Genomic DNA, 15489 nt, shown 5'->3' on the forward strand with positions numbered 1-15489 from the left:
CCAGCGATCTCACTCTCCCAAATGGGGTAGGGCCCCGTGCAAGCCCTGGCGACAGCGCGCTGCGTCCTTCGCCGGCGCGGCACCGAACATCCGGGCGTAGTCGCGGCTGAACCGGGACGCGCTGGCATAGCCAACCTGGCGGCCGGCGCTGGCCGGGTCGAGTCGCCCGGTGACCAGGAGGCGGCGCGCTGCCTGCAGTCGCAGGTGCTGCTGGTACTGGAGCGGGCTCATCGCCGTGGTGGACTTGAAGTGGGTGCGAAGCGCGGACAGGCCCAGGTGGGCCGCCTCCGCCATCCGGTCCAGTGCCAGCGGCTCCCTGTAGTGGTCGCGAAGCCAGTCGATGGCTCTGGAGACGCGATGGCTCGCGCTGTCCGCCAGCGCTCCTTGCGCGAGTCGGTGCCCACAGGGGCCGGTGAGCAGCCGGTAGAGGATCTCGCGGATGGTCGGCGGTGCCAACGGCTCGATGTCCTGCGGCGAATCCAGCAGCCTGACCAGGCGCAGCACCGCATCGAGCAGCGGCGCAGTGACGTCGGCGGTCATCACCCCACGGTAGGCGCCTTGCACGATGGACGGTCCCTGCCTTCCCATGCCGGACAGCAGCGAAGCCAGTTCCTGGGTGTCGTATTGCAGCCGGATGGCGAGATACGGCAGCTCGGGCGTCGCGTTCATCACCTGACCGGAGACCGGCAGGGGCTGCGAGACGACGAGGTAGGTGGCCGGGTCGTAGACGTAGGCCTCCCCGCCCAGCAGCACCCGCTTGCTGCCCTGGGCCAGCAGGCACAGGGCGGGTTCATGGACGGCGTGAACCGGATGATCCATCCGGTGGACCCGTATCAGCGAGAGACGCGGAATGGGCGTGGAGAACACGCCCTCGCGAGGCGCATGGCGTTCGATGCAGGCGGCAAGTTCGGCACGCCGCAGCACGGCTTCCACGGCCGTGTCCCGGCGCTGCAGGCAAGGCCGCGTGACGTTGTTGCTGGACATGCGCCGAGCTTAGGCCGCGGTCGGCCGCCTGGCGAGCGTGCGGAGCGATCGAGGCCGGTATGGGCAAGCATCCGCGACGAATGGGCAAGTGAGCGTCGGGTGGGTGACCCCGGGTGGCAGGCTTTGCAGGAACAGGCAAGTCAGCCGGCGGATCGAGCCAATGCCGGAGGCAGTCGCTTCCTAGAGTCTCTTCCATCGCAACCGACCCGCCCTGGAGAGATGAGATGAAGCGACACACCTCCGTCTATGGAATCACGGTCCTGCTCGCCGTTGCTTCGGCGGCGATGTGGGTTGTGCCGGTGGCCGCCTGGGCCAACAGTCCTGAACCCCTGTCCAAAGGAGCAACCATGAGCACGACAGCCACGCAACGTTCTTCCGCCAAGACCGCAAGCACCGCCAGCCACCCCTACGTGGGCATGTGGGTGACCGCCGACGGCTACATCCGCCATGAGCTGCTGCCGAACGGTCGTTACGACGAGGCCCGCGGCAAGAAGCAGAGCGCCTATCAAGGCCGCTACCGCATCACCGGCAACCACATCGACTACGTGGACGACACCGGCTTCACGGCCGACGGCGAGTTCCGCGACGGCATCCTGTACCACGCGGGCATGGTGCTGTATCGCGAGGCCAGGCAGCCGTAGTACTCGCAATTGCCGCGCAATTGCCGCGCAACGTCGGGCGCTTCCAGCTTGCTGGAGCGCCCGACGTCGTTCTTGGACGCTTGTTCGGCGGGATGCCGCGTGGACGACCGACGTCCGAGGCCCTCGCCAAATGCGGCCCGCACGGACCACTGGTTTGCAGAATCCGGCAAGTCGATACGGCGTTTTGGGCAGGCACGAAGCGGGTCCGGTTCCTAGACTTTCTTCACCTCACCAACGAGGCCCAACCGAAAGGAACCACCATGAACACGCGACAGAACGTAGACCGCATCCGCGCCCTGTACGAGGCCGTGAACACCAAGGACCTGGAGACCATTGCCGGTTTCGGTGCCGCCGAAAGTGAATGGCTGGACGTGCCGTTCAACTACCTGGCCACCGGCGTCAACGCCATCATCGACCCGTGGAAGAGCTGGTTCAACATCTTCCCGGACGCGACCTGCGAGGTGCGCAGCCTGACCGCCCTGGGTGACCATGTGGTGGCCCAAGGCATCGGCCGGGGCACGCACAAGGGCGTCTTCCATTCGCCGGCCGGCACCATCGAGCCGACGGGCCGCAAGATGCAGGTCAACTTCTGCGACGTCTACCAGCTCAAGGATGGCAAGATCGTCCGCGCCGACAGCTACTTCGACTTCTACGGGCTGCACAAGCAGCTGGTCCAGGAAGCCACTGCCGCCGCCTGACCAGGCGCGGCAGTGAACGCCGCCGAACGCGATGGACTGCAGCACGCCGCCCGGCATGATGGGGCTCCTGGACGAGGCGTTGAGGTGACTCAGACGGCCCGGCCGCTTGCGCGGATTTGCTCGCCAAGCCGGGCAATCTCATGTTCGCCATGCCGAAGCGCGGCATGGGACGTGTGCACCGAGTAGGCGCCCAGCACCAGGTCGTGCGGATGCTTGCGCGCGGTGCCGAAGACGAAGTCGGCGGCCTGCCCGGCCGTCAGCCGAATCGGCAGGTCGCCTTCTTCGAAGACCACCAGTTCGTCGGCCATGCGGTCATCGCCACTGGACAGGGCGCCCTGGCCGACATGCAGCCAGGCCACGTCGTGGCCGGCAGGCGGGTTCAGTTCGATGCGTTCGCCGGCCTTCAGGGAGACATGCAGGTACTGGATGCCTTCGGGTGCGTTGACCTTGCTGTGCACGCCCTGGTACTGGCCCAGGATCACGCGCACGTTGCCCACCTGCGGCACGTCGGCCGGCTGGAGGTACTGGCTCTGGGCGGGCGCCAGTTCGAGCGATTCGGGCAGGGCGACCCAAAGTTGGTAGCCGCGCAGGCGTTGACCGGCCAGCGGCACGCCGTCATGCCACACGCCCTTGCCGGCACGCATCCATTCGACCGAGCCGGCCTCCAGCACCCCGCTGGCGCCCGTGGTGTCCTCATAGCGCATGCCGCCCTCCAGCAGGACCGTCGTGGTGGCGATGCCTGAATGCGGATGCATCGGGAACATCGTCCTGCCGGCCGACTGGAAGTCGAAGTAGTCCAGGAAGACAAAAGGCTTCAGGGCGCTGCCCGCCATGCGGGGGCTGACCAGGCGCGTCACGGGCCCGTGAATGCGACCGCTGGTGCGGGTGGCGATGCCGCGACGGGTTGCCCGTTCCGGGGTACGGATTCCATACGGCGTTTGGTAGATGACTGTCATGTGTGCGCTCCGTCTAATGCGATGGAACGAAGCTTAGAAACCGGATCGACAGCCGGGAAGCCAGGATGTGTCGATGGGATCCATCTTCAGATGCGATAGAGGCGGGGCGCCGGGATGCGGCCATCGTAAGGAACGATGCTTTCCATCGAAGCAAAGAGGCTACCGGTACTCCATGGCCGTCCCTACTCTGCGAACCATGCAGCAACGAGCTGCACCACTTCAAGGAGTAGTCAATGGCATTCAAGGACTTCGAGAACAAGGTGGCCCTGGTCACCGGCGCTGGTTCCGGAATCGGTCGCGAGGCCGCGCGGGCCTTCGCAAGCCGCGGCGCGTTCGTCGTTGCGGCCGACCGGGATGAAGGCGGCCTGGCCGCCACCCGCGATCTCATCGCCGAGCTGGGCGGCCGCGTGCTGACGGCGACGGTCGATGTCTCGCACGAGGTGCAGGTGCGTGAGCTCATCGCCCGCATCGACAAGGAGCTGGGCCGGCTGGATGTGGCGTTCAACAACGCCGGCATCACCGGCCAGGCGCACCGCATCGAGGACTACCCCACGGAAGACTTCGACCGGGTCATCGCGGTCAACCTCAAGAGCGTCTTCCTGGGCATGAAGCACCAGATTCCGCTGCTGCGGCGCACCGGCGGTGGTGCCATCGTCAATACCGCGTCGGTGGCGGCGCTGACCGGCCCGGGTGGCATGAGCGCCTATGCCGCGTCCAAGCATGGCGTCCATGGCCTGACGCGGGTTGCCGCCATGGAGAACGCCGCCCACGGCCTGCGCATCAACGCACTGGCGCCCGGCTGGACCGAAACACCCATGGTCAAGCAAGCCAGCGCGCAGAACCCCGGCTTCGCCGAACTCGCCACCTCGGCCATTCCGGCCAGGCGCGGCGCCCGTCCCGCGGAGATCGCGGCCGCAGCCGTGTGGTTGGCCTCGGAGGCTTCCTCCTACGTCATGGGCCAGATGCTGGTCGTCGACGGCGGCATGACCATCGGCGGCTTCGAGATCTGAACCCCCTTCCATCGAAAGAACCATCATGAGCGACATCACCAACATCAGCGAGGCCGCCAAGGCCGTCATTCGTCGCAACACGGCCGAAGTGCAGGGCGGCGGCAATTGGGACCTGTTCGACGAGCTGTTCTCCGACGACTTCCTGGACCACACGCCGCAGCCCCATTGCACGCCCGACAAGGCCGGCGCCCTGGGCTTGTACAAGAAGCTGCGCGAAGCATTTCCGGATTTCCATGCCGTCATCCACTGGCAGCGCGCCGAAGGCGATGTGGTGACGACCTACAAGACCTATCACGGCACCCACCAGGGCGACTTCCTGGGCATTCCGGCCACCGGCAAGCCGATCCAGTTCGAGACCGTGGACGCCATGCGCGTGCAGGCCGGAAAGATCACCGAGCACTGGGGCGTTGCCAACCTGTACTCGGTCCTGAAGCAGCTCGATGCGCTGCCGCAATGAGCGAATCAGGGAACAACATGAACACCAACATCCTTCAGAACAAGGTGGTCGTCGTCACCGGTGCGTCCAGTGGCATCGGCCGCGCCATCGCCATCAACGCGGCCAGGCACGGCGCCCGCGCCGTCGTGGTGTCCGACATCAGCCCGGACCCGCGCGAGGGTGGCGGGCCCACGACGGACGAGATCAAGGCACTCGGTGTCGCGACGACCTTCGTCAAGGCCGACGTGAGCAAGAAGGAGGAGGTCGACGCGCTCGTCGAGGCGGCTGCTCGATACGGCGGCGTGGACGTGATGGTGGCCAACGCCGGCATCAGCCTGAAGGCCGACGGTCCTGAGGTGTCCGCTGACGACTTCCGCAAGCTGCTGTCGGTGAACCTGGACGGCACGCTCTTCAGCGCGCAGGCTGCGGCGCGTCAGATGAAGGCCAACGGCAAGCAGGGCAGCATCGTGCTCATGGCCAGCATGGGCGGCCTGTCCGGCGCGGGCATCACCGTGGCTTATTCAACCAGCAAGGGCGGCGTGGTCCTGATGGCCAAGTCCCTGGCCGATGCCTTGGGGCCGGATGGCATCCGCGTGAACGCGGTGGCACCGGGCACCATCGATACCCACCTGCTGCGCACTGCGCCCGGCATTGCGGAAGCCGCCGAAGGCTTCCGTCAACGCACGCCGCTGCGCCGACTGGGCCAGCCTTCGGAGATCGGCGACGCCGTCGCCTTCCTGGGCTCGGACCTGTCGAGCTATGTGACCGGCACCGCGCTGCTGGTCGACGGCGGCCTGCTGGCCGTCATCTGAAGCCGGCAACACATCACGGCAGTACCAAGGCATTCCATCGTGAACACCACCATCCGTTTCCATTCCTACGGCGGCCCTGAAGTCCTGGAGGTCGAAGACCAGCCTGACATCGGCTTGCCCGGCCCCGGCCAGGTCCGCCTGCGCCACCTGGCCATCGGCGTGAACTTCATCGACACCCTGTTCCGCCAGGGCGTGTTTCCCGTGCCCGTGCCCTCGACCCCCGGCGTCGAAGGCGTCGGCCTCATCGAGGCGGTGGGTGCAGGCGTCACCCACCATCGGCCCGGCCAGCGGGTGGCGTACTACCTGGCGCCGGGCAGCTACACGCAGACGCGGCATGTGGAGGCCGGCGCGCTGGTGGCCGTGCCGGATGAGCTGGGCGCGGAGCAGATCGCCGCGGTGCTCACCAAGGGCCTCACGGCCTGGGCGGGCCTCAACGGTTATCACCCGCTGCAGGCCGGTGAAACGGTGCTGGTGCAGGGCGCTTCCAGCGGCGTGGGCAGCCTGCTGGCCCGCTGGGCCAAGGCAAGGGGCGCGACGGTCATCGGCACCGCAGGCAGCGAATCGAAGCGCGCGGCGCTCGCCGGTGTCATCGACCATGTCCTGGCATCGGACGCCGCGGACCTGGGCGCGCAGGTGCGCAAGCGGGTGCCGGCCGGGGTGGATGTGGTCTACGAGTTCGTGGGCAAGGCGACGTTCGATGCGACGTTGGCGGCGGTCAGGGACGGCGGCACCATCGCTTCCATCGGTGCCGCGTCCGGCGCCCCGATCGTGGATCAGGCCACGGTGACCAGGCGCGGCCTGAGGATGGTGGGCGGACCGATGGCCACCTACCTGGCGGGCCGCGTCGAGCAGGCGACCGCCGAGGTCTTCGCCGCCTACGAGGCCGGCGTGTTCGGCGAGGTTCCGATCACCACCTACGCATTGCGCGACGCGGCGAGGGCGCACCAAGACATCGCCTCCCGCGCCAAGGCGGGCTCGCTGGTCCTGCTGCCGTAACCTGTCCGCCAGCTCGCCACGGCTCGTCCGAGCTAGACGGCCCGCTTGCCGAGAATGGCATTGACGAAGGCCGGAAGCGATGCGGCCAGCGCCTGGCGGTCCATGGTCTGGGCGACCGTCTGTACGCCTTCGAACAGGGCATGCAGCAGCACCCCCTTGGCGGGTGCATCCGACACGCCGAGGCCCGCGCACAGCCGCTGCAGCCGCTCGATCTGCTTTGCCTTGTATGCGGTGATCACGTCCCGGCCAGGGTGACCCGGGTCGGGCAGCTCCACCAGGCTGTTGGAGAGGGGGCAGCCGCGATGGTCGGGGTCGGAAAGTCCCGCGGCCACCTGGGCCACCAGTCCGCCCAGCAGCTTGGCTGCCGTCTCGCCGTGGGTGGCTTCCAGGGCCCGCCAGCTGCCGTCGTATGCACGGGCCACTTCACCGAGCCAGTGCACGACCAGCTCATCCTTCGAGTGGAAATGCCGGTAGAGCGACATCTTGGTCGTGGCGGCCTCGGCAGCGATGCGCTCCACGCCCACGCCGCGGATGCCTTCTTCATAGAAGAGCCTGGCCGCTGCCGCGATGACGCGTTCACGCGGAGGAAGGTCGTGGAGATCAGGGTTCATGCGTTGACGAGCGATACCGATCGGTATTATAGTGACGATACCGAACGGTATCAAACTCATGCAAGGAGTAAAGCATGTCCGCGCTGGTCCTGATCGACCTTGACATCCGGAATGAACAAGACATGGCCAAGTATGAAGACGCCGCCATTGCCTTGCTGGCCCAGCATGGCGCGAGACCCATCGTCCGCGACTTGAAGCCGGTGCCTTACGAGGGCGAGTGGACGCCCAACTTCCTGGTGGTGCTCGAGTTCCCCAGCAAGGAAGCGGTCAGACGCTTCTACGACTCACCCGAGTACGAGCCCTTGAAGCAGATGCGCTTCAAGGCCGCGAAATCCAACGGCATCGTGGTGGTGGATACGCTTTCCGGGTGAGCGCATGCCGGGGCTTGCAGTCGTGCGGGACGCGCTGGAGCGGTGTTACTCCAGGTTTTGCACCTGCTCCCGCATCTGCTCCACCGCCACCTTCATCTCCACCGAGATCCCGGTGAGCTCCAGCGCAGCGGACTTGGAGCCCATGGTGTTGGCTTCGCGGTGCAGCTCCTGGATCAGGAAGTCCAGCCGCTTGCCCAGCTCGCCGCCGGCCTTCAGCAGCCGCTCGATCTCGTCGAGGTGGGCCGTCAGGCGGGCCAGTTCCTCGGCCACGTCGATGCGGATGGCGAAGGAGGCTGCCTCGTTCAGCGCGCGGTCGCGCTGGGCGTCCTCGCTCACCGCCTGGCCGGCCCCGGCCACCTGAAGCGCCTCGTTCCAGCGCTCCAGGAAGCGCTGCTGCTGCCGCTGCACCACCGCGGGCACCAGCGGCTTGGCCTGCTCGGCCAGCTCGCGCAGCCGGCCGATGCGCTCCATCAGCACCTTCACCAACCGGTCGCCTTCGCGGGCCCGGGCCTCCTGCAGCGCCTTGACCGCCTGGCGGGTGGCCTCCAGCGCCACCTCGTCCAGCCGCTCGGCCGGCGTGGCATTGCGGCACCAGTTCAGCGCCTCGTGCACCGACAGCGGCTGCGCCTTGGGCAGCCACGTCTGCACGTTGCTTTCCAGCTGAGCCAGGCGCATCAGCTGCTCGGGTGCGGGATGCGGCCAGCCACTGTCGGCGTCGCGCTGGCCGGCCAGGCGCAGCTCGATCTTGCCGCGGCGGAAGGCGCTGCCCACGGCCTCGCGCAGCGCCGGCTCCAGGCCGCGCAACTCGTCGGGCAGGCGAAACGCCAGGTCGAGGAAACGGCTGTTCACCGAACGCAATTCCACCGTCACGCCAACGCCGGAATTGGCCGGGTTTTCGGGGTTTGCAGCAGCGCTCGCCGTGGCGCTGCCATAACCGGTCATGCTGTAGACTGCCATTGAACCCCTGTATCAAAAAATTCGATTATGTCAAAGCCCAAACCTGCCCCGCTGCCTGCTGGCACCGTGGTGGGCGGCTACCAGATCGTCAAGAAGCTGGCAGCGGGCGGTTTCGGCGTGGTTTATCTCGCCGAAGACGACCAGGGCCATCTCGTCGCGCTGAAGGAATACCTGCCGTCATCGCTGGCCGAGCGTTCTCCCGGTGAACTCACCCCGCGGGTGAAGCCGGAAAAGCAGCCGCTGTACCGCCTGGGCCTGAAGAGTTTCTTCGAAGAAGGCCGCTCCCTCGCGCAGATCAGCCACCAGAGTGTGGTCTCCGTGCTGAATTTCTTTCGCGAGAACGAAACCGTCTACATGGTCATGAATTACCTGCAAGGAGATACCTTGCAGGATTTCATCGTGACCGCGCGCGAACTCAAGCGTGACAAGGTGTTTCGGGAATCGACGATACGTTCGCTGTTCGACGAGATCCTGCGGGGTTTGCGCATCGTGCACCAGCACAAGATGCTGCACCTGGACATCAAGCCGGCCAACATCTTCATCACCAACGACAACAAGGCGGTGTTGCTGGATTTCGGTGCCGCGCGCGAGGTGCTGAGCAAGGAAGGCAATTTCATCCGGCCGATGTACACGCCGGGTTTTGCCGCGCCCGAGATGTACCGCCGCGATGGCACGCTGGGCCCGTGGACCGACATCTACGCCATCGGCGCCTGCATCTATGCCTGCATGCAGGGCTATCCGCCGAACGACGCGCCGCAACGCATCGAGAAGGACCGGCTGGCGCTGAGCCTGTCGCGGCTGCGGAACGTGTACTCCGACAACCTGATCGAAGTCACCGAATGGTGCATGTCGCTCGATCCGCTGTCGCGCCCGCAGAGCGTGTTCGCGCTGCAGAAGGAACTGGCGCGTGAATCGGAGCGGCGCTACACCAAGCTCAGCTTCAGCGAGCGCCTGAAGCTGCAGCTCGAGAACCTGAAGAGCGGCGCCAAGTCATGAAGGGCCAGCGATGAGGTTCGGCGTGTACCAGGTCAGCCGCAAGGGCGGCCGCGAGAAGAACGAAGACCGCATGGGCTATTGCTACACGCGGGATTCGGGGCTGTTCGCGCTGGCCGACGGCATGGGCGGCCATCCGGAGGGCGAGGTGGCCGCGCAGCTGGCGTTGCAGACGCTGGCCGCGCGCTTCCAGCGCGATGCCAAGCCGCGCTTGTCCGATCCGCTGCGCTTCCTGCACGACGGGCTGATCGCCGGCCACCAGCAGCTGCTGCGCTATGCCACCGAGAAATCGTTGATCGACACGCCGCGTACCACGCTGGTGGCCTGCGTGCTGCAGGGCGACGCGGCCTACTGGGCGCACTGCGGCGATTCGCGGCTGTACCTGGTGCGCGGCGGCAAGCTGGTGGCGCGCACCCGCGACCACAGCTACTCCGAGCTGCAGGAGACGCTGAGCCAGGTGGTCCCCATGCGCGAGCGCTTCAACCGCAACGTGCTGTTCACCTGCCTGGGCAGCCCGGGCAAGCCGGTGGTCGACACCTCCGGCCCGCTGCTCTTGCAGCCGGGCGACCGGGTGCTGCTGTGCTCCGACGGCCTCTGGGGCCCGGTGAGCGATACCGAGATCACCGACCGGCTGGGCCAGCAACCCATCCACGAAGCCGTGCCCGAACTGGTGGAGACCGCGCTGCGCAACGGCGGCCCCAAGTGCGACAACGTGACCGCATTGGCCATGGAATGGGAGTCGTCGGAAGACCGGCGGCAGCAGGGGGCGGTGAGCACCCGCGCCCTGGGCGACGAGGTGTTTGCCTCTACCATCCAGGCCAGCGTGATCGGCGAGGCCCGCGACGATCTCGACGAAGCCGAGATCGAACGTTCGATCAAAGAGATCAACGAAGCGATCCGCCGCTCCTCCCAGAAAAAGACCTGAAGGTTCCCCGATGACCGATTACCTGCGCGCGGGTGCCCGCGCCGCGGACGCCATGCGCGCCGTCTCCATCACCCGTGGCTATACCAAGCATGCCGAAGGCTCGGTGCTGGTGGCCTTCGGCGACACCAAGGTGCTGTGCACCGCCTCGGTCGAGGAGCGCGTGCCGCCGCACAAGCGTGGCAGCGGCGAAGGCTGGGTCACCGCCGAATACGGCATGCTGCCCCGCGCCACCCACACCCGCGGCGACCGCGAGGCCGCCCGCGGCAAGCAGAGCGGCCGCACGCAGGAGATCCAGCGGCTGATCGGCCGCTCGCTGCGCTGCGTGTTCGACCTGCCCAAGCTGGGCGAGCGCACCATCAGCCTCGATTGCGACGTGCTGCAGGCCGACGGCGGCACCCGCACCGCGGCCATCACCGGCGCCTTCGTGGCGGCACACGATGCCGTCAGCTGGCTGATCGCGCGTGGCCTGCTGGTGGAAAGCCCGATCCGCGACTTCGTGGCCGCGGTGTCGGTGGGCATCGTCGACGGCACGCCGCTGCTCGACCTGGAATACACCGAGGACTCGGCCTGCGACACCGACATGAACGTGGTGATGACCGGCGCCGGCGGCTTCGTGGAAGTGCAGGGCACGGCCGAAGGCGCCAGCTTCTCGCGCGCCGAGATGGACGCGCTGCTGGCCCTGGCCGGCAAGGGCATCGGCGAGCTGGTGGCCGCGCAGAAGGCCGCCTTGGCGGCGCCGCTGGGCGGGGCGTGATGCTGCGGCTGGTGCTGGCCTCCAACAACGCCAAGAAGCTCAAGGAGCTGCAGGCGCTGTTCGCTGCGCTGCCCATCGAGCTGGTGACGCAGGGCTCGCTGGGCGTGACGGAGGCCGAGGAACCCTTCCACACCTTCGTGGAGAACGGCTTGGCCAAGGCGCGGCATGCCTCGGTGGCCACCGGCCTGCCGGCCATCGCCGACGATTCCGGCCTGTGCGTGGACGCGCTGGGCGGGCAGCCGGGCGTGGCCTCGGCGCACTTCGCGCCGCTGCCCGAGGCGGCCGCCGGCCACTCGGACCGCGAAGCGCTGCGCCGGCTCCAGGACGAGGCCAACAACAGCTTGCTGCTGCAGCGCCTGGCTGGCGCGGCCGACCGGCGCGCGCGCTTCGTCAGCACGCTGGTGGCGGTGCGATCGGCCGCCGACCCCGAGCCGCTGATCGCCTTTGGCCGCTGGGAGGGCACGGTGCTGGCGCAGCCCGTGGGCAGTGGCGGCTTCGGCTACGACCCGCTGCTGCACATTCCGGCGTTGGGCCGGGCGGTGGCCGAGCTGCCGGCCGAGCTGAAGAACCAGCACAGCCACCGCGCGCTGGCCGCCCGCCAGCTGGCGGCGCTGATGCGCGGCGCCTGGCGGCTGGGCTGAACGGGCGCAAGCGGCATGGCTGAATCGGTGATCCGCCTGCATCGCCCGGGCAGCGTGAGCCTGGCGGCGCTGCCGCCGTTGTCGCTGTACGTGCATCTTCCCTGGTGCCTGAAGAAGTGCCCGTACTGCGACTTCAATTCTCATCAAGCCACGCTGTCCGCCGCTGGCAAAAGCGAGCTGCCCGAAGCCGCCTACCTCGACGCCGTCATCGCCGACCTGGAGCAATCGCTGCCGCTGGTGTGGGGCCGGCGGGTGCACAGCATCTTCATCGGCGGCGGCACGCCCAGCTTGTTTTCTCCCGCAGCCATCGACCGGCTGCTGGGCGACATCCGTGCGCGGTTGCCGCTGGAGCCGGGCTGCGAGATCACGCTGGAGGCCAACCCCGGCACCTTCGAGCGCGACCGCTTCCGTGCCTTCCATGCGGCTGGCGTCACCCGTTTGTCCATCGGCGTGCAGAGCTTCGATGACGAGGCGCTGAAGGCCATCGGCCGCGTGCACGACGGCGCGCAGGCCCGCGCCGCGGTGGAAGAGGCGCGCGAGGTGTTCGACACCTTCAACATCGACCTGATGTACGCGCTGCCCGGCCAGACGCTGACCGCGCTGCAGGCCGACCTGGATGCCGCGCTGGCCTACCAGCCGCCGCACCTGTCGATCTACCACCTGACGCTGGAGCCGAACACCTTCTTCGCCACGCATCCGCCGCCGCTGCCCGACGACGACCTGGCGTCCGACATGCTGGACCTGATCGTCGAACGCACCGCGGCCACCGGCCTGCAGCGGTACGAGGTGTCGGCCTTCGCCCGCGGCGACCACCGCTGCTGGCACAACCTGAACTACTGGCAGTTCGGCGACTACCTGGGCATCGGCGCCGGCGCGCACGGCAAGCTGTCGTTCCCCCACCGCATCCTGCGGCAGGTGAAGTGGCGCGAGCCCGCGGCCTACATGGCCAAGGCGATGGGCGGCCAGGCGGTGTCCAACGAACACGATGTGGCGCGCGACCAGCTGCCCTTCGAGTTCATGCTGAACGCACTGCGGCTGAAGGAAGGCTTCACGCTGCAGCAGTTCTCCGACCGCACCGGCCTGCCCGCCTCGGCCATCGCCGGGCCGCTGCAGCAGGCGCAGGCCCGGGGCCTGGTCACCGCCGATGCGGCCCGGGTGCAGCCCACCGCCCGCGGCTTCGATTTCCTCAGCGACCTGCAGGCCCTGTTCCTGCCCTGAGCTCCTCGCGCAGCCACTGCAGCAGCGCCTGGATCGGCGGCCATTCGGCCAGCGCGGGCGGGTAGGCCAGGTAGTAGCTGTCGCTGCCGTCGTGCTCGATGCCCAGCGGATGCAGCCGCATCAGGCGGCCATCGGCCAGCGCATCGACGGCCAGCACCTCGCGCACGATGGCCAGCCCGAGGTTCTGCTCCGCGGCCTGCAACATCAGCCCGGCATCGTTGAAGGTGGCCACCGGGTTGATGCGCTGGCGCGCCAGGCCGGCCTGCTCGAACCAGTGCTCCCACACGCCGGGATTGCCCAGCAGCGCCTCGTGAGCGATGGCCGCCGCGCCCTGGCCCAGCAGCCGCCGCGCCGCCGCCGGGCTGCCCACCACCACCAGCGGGCTGTCCACCAGCCGCTGCGCCACCAGCGGCGGCCAGTGGCCCGAGCCCTGCCGCAGCGCGGCGTGGTAGCCCTCGCGCTGCACATCCACCAGCTGCTGCGAAGCATCGATCTCCAGCGCGATGCGCGGATGCGCCGCGTGCCAGCGGCCCATGCGTGGCAGCAGCCAGCGCTGCGCGAAGGAGGGCAGCACCGTCAGCCGCACCCGCTGCTCGCTGCCGGCGGCGGCCGCAGCGGCGGCCTGCATGCCCTCGTCCAGCATCGCCAGCGCCGGCCCGGCACTGCGCAGCAGTGCACGGCCGGCGGCATTGAGGGCGATGCGGCGGCCGCGGCGGTCGAACACCTGGAAGCCCAGCTGCTCTTCCAGCAGCTTGATCTGCTGGCTGACGGCGGAATGCGTGAGGTGCAGTTCATCCGCCGCCGCGCGCAGGTTGGCCAGCCGCGCGACGGTGCAGAAGGTGGGCAGGACGTGCAGCGGCAAGCGGCTCATGCTGGTAAGCGTTGCTTTCCAAACTGGCCAGGATTCTTCGATTCCCAGCCGGCGGGTGGGCAGCTATGGTAACCACCATCGCGGCAACCGGCCGTGCCGTACCAGGAGCCGAAGATGATGTCCCCGAGTGTTTGCTGCCTGCCCCTCAGCCCCCGCCTGCGACGCGGCAGCCCTTGGCCGCTGCGTTGGTGGCATGCCTTGCGCGCCGGCTGGCAGGCCGCGCGCTGCGTGCTGGCGCAGCAGGCGCCCGTGCTGGCGCCGCAGGCGCTGCAGTCGCTGGCCGGCATGGACGAACGCACTGCCGCCGACATCGGCCTGCCGCCCGACGCCCGTGCCTGGCTGGCGCATGAGCGCGTGCGCCAGGCCGACGGCCTGTGGGTGGCCAGCCGCGGTGCGGTGGCGCCCAGCGTGGAACGTTCGTTCTACTGAACCGCGGGCCGGGCGGCCCGCCGTCGGGTCAGACGCGGTTGGTCGACAGGCCGGCCGTGCTGCGCAGCCGCTCGACCAGGTGGCCGGCGATGCGGCCCAGTGGCAGCACCTCGTTGGCCGCGCCGTGGGCGATGGCCTCGCGCGGCATGCCGAACACCACGCAGCTGGCCTCGTCCTGGCACACGTTGTAGGCGCCGGCGTCACGCATCTGCTTCATCGCGCGGGCGCCGTCGCCCCCCATGCCGGTGAGCATCAGGCCCAGCGCATTCGGTCCCACCACGCGGGCGGCCGATTCGAACAGCACTTCCACCGAAGGCTTGTGGCGGTTCACCGGATCGCCGTCGCGCACCCGCGCGATGTAGTTGGCGCCCGAGCGTTCCACCGACAGGTGCATGCCGCCGGGGGCCAGGTAGGCATGGCCGGGCAGCACCCGCTCGCCGTCGGTGGCTTCCTTCACGCGGATGCGGGCCAGGCCGTCCAGCCGCTTGGCGTAGCTGGTGGTGAAGCCGGGCGGCATGTGCTGCGTGATCATCACCGCCGGGAAGTCCGGCGGCAGGTTGGTGAGCACGTCCTTGGTGGCCTCGGTGCCGCCCGTGGAGGCGCCGATGAACAGGATCTTCTCGGTGGACAGCCGGCCCAGCGGCGACACGCCCGCGGCCGCCGGCCGCGCCGGCGCCGCACCGCTGGCGGCCTGGCCGGCCGCGGCCGCGCCGGCCGTGGCGGTGGCCGGCACCAGGCTGCGGCGGATGCGCGCCTTGGAAGCCATGCGGACCTTGTCGGTGATCTCCTCGGCCAGGTGCTTGATGCCGTCGGCCAGGCCGATCTTGGGCTTGGCGACGAAGTCGATGGCGCCGAGTTCCAGCGCGCGCAGCGTCACCTCGGCGCCGCGCTCGGTCAGCGTGGACACCATCACCACCGGCATCGGCCGCAGGCGCATCAGCTTGGACAGGAAGTCCAGCCCGTCCATGCGCGGCATCTCCACGTCCAGGGTGATGACGTCGGGATTGAGGTTGCGGATGGTCTCGCGGGCCACAAACGGATCGCTGGCCACGCCGACACATTCCATGTCCGGCTGTCGATTGATGATCTCGGAGAGCAGGCTGCGCACCAGCGCCGAGTCGTCCACCACCACCACGCGGGTCTTGGGCATGTTGTCCACTGCTTTCTTGTTGGAAGGCCGCCGTCG

Annotated in this window: 19 protein-coding genes; 13 read left to right on the top strand and 6 right to left on the bottom strand. The window is 68.4% G+C overall.

Translation table 11 applies throughout. From position 1 onward, the window contains the following. Positions 1–9 precede the first annotated feature (9 nt). Positions 10–984 carry an AraC family transcriptional regulator gene (locus VO99_RS14990; protein ID WP_083440618.1) on the bottom strand — a complete coding sequence of 325 codons (975 nt, stop codon included), beginning with the start codon at positions 982–984 and terminating at the stop codon, positions 10–12. Between the two features lie 347 nt (positions 985–1331). Between VO99_RS14990 and VO99_RS14995 the strand changes: the two genes are divergently transcribed. Beyond that, positions 1332–1625 (top strand): Atu4866 domain-containing protein, encoded by a 294-nt coding sequence (locus VO99_RS14995; RefSeq protein ID WP_046113697.1) that lies wholly within the window; start codon positions 1332–1334, stop codon positions 1623–1625. A gap of 260 nt (positions 1626–1885) precedes the next feature. Beyond that, on the top strand, positions 1886–2323 hold the full coding sequence (locus tag VO99_RS15000) for a nuclear transport factor 2 family protein (protein WP_046113698.1): 438 nt from the start codon (positions 1886–1888) through the stop codon (positions 2321–2323). Positions 2324–2412: 89 nt separating this feature from the next. On the opposite strand, the gene VO99_RS15005 is transcribed toward VO99_RS15000, so the two are convergent. Further along, on the bottom strand, positions 2413–3156 hold the full coding sequence (locus VO99_RS15005; protein ID WP_232315369.1) for a pirin family protein: 744 nt from the start codon (positions 3154–3156) through the stop codon (positions 2413–2415). Between the two features lie 383 nt (positions 3157–3539). Between VO99_RS15005 and VO99_RS15010 the strand changes: the two genes are divergently transcribed. Genes VO99_RS15010 through VO99_RS15025 form a run of 4 tightly spaced genes read left to right on the top strand, consistent with a single transcriptional unit; the run spans position 3540 to position 6533 of the window. Then, positions 3540–4289 carry an SDR family NAD(P)-dependent oxidoreductase gene (locus VO99_RS15010; protein ID WP_198156955.1) on the top strand — a complete coding sequence of 250 codons (750 nt, stop codon included), beginning with the start codon at positions 3540–3542 and terminating at the stop codon, positions 4287–4289. Positions 4290–4314: 25 nt separating this feature from the next. Then, complete coding sequence (locus VO99_RS15015) at positions 4315–4746, top strand: ester cyclase (RefSeq protein WP_046113701.1); 432 nt, start codon at positions 4315–4317, stop codon at positions 4744–4746. A gap of 17 nt (positions 4747–4763) precedes the next feature. Then, positions 4764–5537, top strand: a complete 774-nt coding sequence (locus VO99_RS15020) for an SDR family NAD(P)-dependent oxidoreductase (protein ID WP_046113702.1) — start codon at positions 4764–4766, stop codon at positions 5535–5537. Positions 5538–5576: 39 nt separating this feature from the next. Next, positions 5577–6533, top strand: a complete 957-nt coding sequence (locus tag VO99_RS15025; RefSeq protein ID WP_046113703.1) for a quinone oxidoreductase family protein — start codon at positions 5577–5579, stop codon at positions 6531–6533. A gap of 32 nt (positions 6534–6565) precedes the next feature. On the opposite strand, the gene VO99_RS15030 is transcribed toward VO99_RS15025, so the two are convergent. After that, positions 6566–7204, bottom strand: a complete 639-nt coding sequence (locus VO99_RS15030; RefSeq protein WP_083440619.1) for a TetR/AcrR family transcriptional regulator — start codon at positions 7202–7204, stop codon at positions 6566–6568. Positions 7205–7218: 14 nt separating this feature from the next. Between VO99_RS15030 and VO99_RS15035 the strand changes: the two genes are divergently transcribed. After that, complete coding sequence (locus tag VO99_RS15035) at positions 7219–7515, top strand: DUF1330 domain-containing protein (protein ID WP_046113705.1); 297 nt, start codon at positions 7219–7221, stop codon at positions 7513–7515. Between the two features lie 45 nt (positions 7516–7560). Here VO99_RS15035 and VO99_RS15040 read toward each other — a convergent pair whose 3' ends face one another. Continuing rightward, positions 7561–8472, bottom strand: coding sequence for a YicC/YloC family endoribonuclease (locus VO99_RS15040; RefSeq protein ID WP_083440620.1), 912 nt, complete (start codon positions 8470–8472; stop codon positions 7561–7563). Positions 8473–8499: 27 nt separating this feature from the next. On the opposite strand from VO99_RS15040, the gene VO99_RS15045 reads away from it, so the two are divergent. Genes VO99_RS15045 through hemW form a run of 5 tightly spaced genes read left to right on the top strand, consistent with a single transcriptional unit; the run spans position 8500 to position 13003 of the window. Next, positions 8500–9468 carry a serine/threonine protein kinase gene (locus VO99_RS15045; RefSeq protein ID WP_046113707.1) on the top strand — a complete coding sequence of 323 codons (969 nt, stop codon included), beginning with the start codon at positions 8500–8502 and terminating at the stop codon, positions 9466–9468. Between the two features lie 10 nt (positions 9469–9478). Further along, on the top strand, positions 9479–10390 hold the full coding sequence (locus VO99_RS15050) for a PP2C family protein-serine/threonine phosphatase (protein WP_046113708.1): 912 nt from the start codon (positions 9479–9481) through the stop codon (positions 10388–10390). Positions 10391–10400: 10 nt separating this feature from the next. After that, on the top strand, positions 10401–11144 hold the full coding sequence (gene rph / locus VO99_RS15055; protein ID WP_046113709.1) for a ribonuclease PH: 744 nt from the start codon (positions 10401–10403) through the stop codon (positions 11142–11144). Positions 11145–11146: 2 nt separating this feature from the next. Then, a complete protein-coding gene (locus VO99_RS15060) occupies positions 11147–11785 on the top strand; it encodes a non-canonical purine NTP pyrophosphatase (protein WP_046113813.1) in 639 nt (212 codons plus the stop codon). 15 nt (positions 11786–11800) lie between these two features. Continuing rightward, positions 11801–13003, top strand: coding sequence for a radical SAM family heme chaperone HemW (gene hemW, locus VO99_RS15065; RefSeq protein ID WP_046113710.1), 1203 nt, complete (start codon positions 11801–11803; stop codon positions 13001–13003). Here the strand turns inward: hemW and VO99_RS15070 are convergent. After that, positions 12972–13874 (bottom strand): LysR substrate-binding domain-containing protein, encoded by a 903-nt coding sequence (locus VO99_RS15070; protein ID WP_046113711.1) that lies wholly within the window; start codon positions 13872–13874, stop codon positions 12972–12974. The genes hemW and VO99_RS15070 overlap by 32 nt on opposite strands. A 117-nt stretch (positions 13875–13991) precedes the next feature. Between VO99_RS15070 and VO99_RS15075 the strand changes: the two genes are divergently transcribed. Next, positions 13992–14303 (top strand): hypothetical protein, encoded by a 312-nt coding sequence (locus VO99_RS15075; protein ID WP_232315370.1) that lies wholly within the window; start codon positions 13992–13994, stop codon positions 14301–14303. A 28-nt stretch (positions 14304–14331) separates the two neighbouring features. On the opposite strand, the gene VO99_RS15080 is transcribed toward VO99_RS15075, so the two are convergent. Further along, positions 14332–15453 carry a protein-glutamate methylesterase/protein-glutamine glutaminase gene (locus VO99_RS15080; RefSeq protein ID WP_046113814.1) on the bottom strand — a complete coding sequence of 374 codons (1122 nt, stop codon included), beginning with the start codon at positions 15451–15453 and terminating at the stop codon, positions 14332–14334. Between the last annotated feature and the right edge of the window lie 36 nt (positions 15454–15489).

It is taken from the genome of Aquincola tertiaricarbonis (assembly GCF_000969605.1).
GTDB lineage: Bacteria > Pseudomonadota > Gammaproteobacteria > Burkholderiales > Burkholderiaceae_C > Aquincola > Aquincola tertiaricarbonis.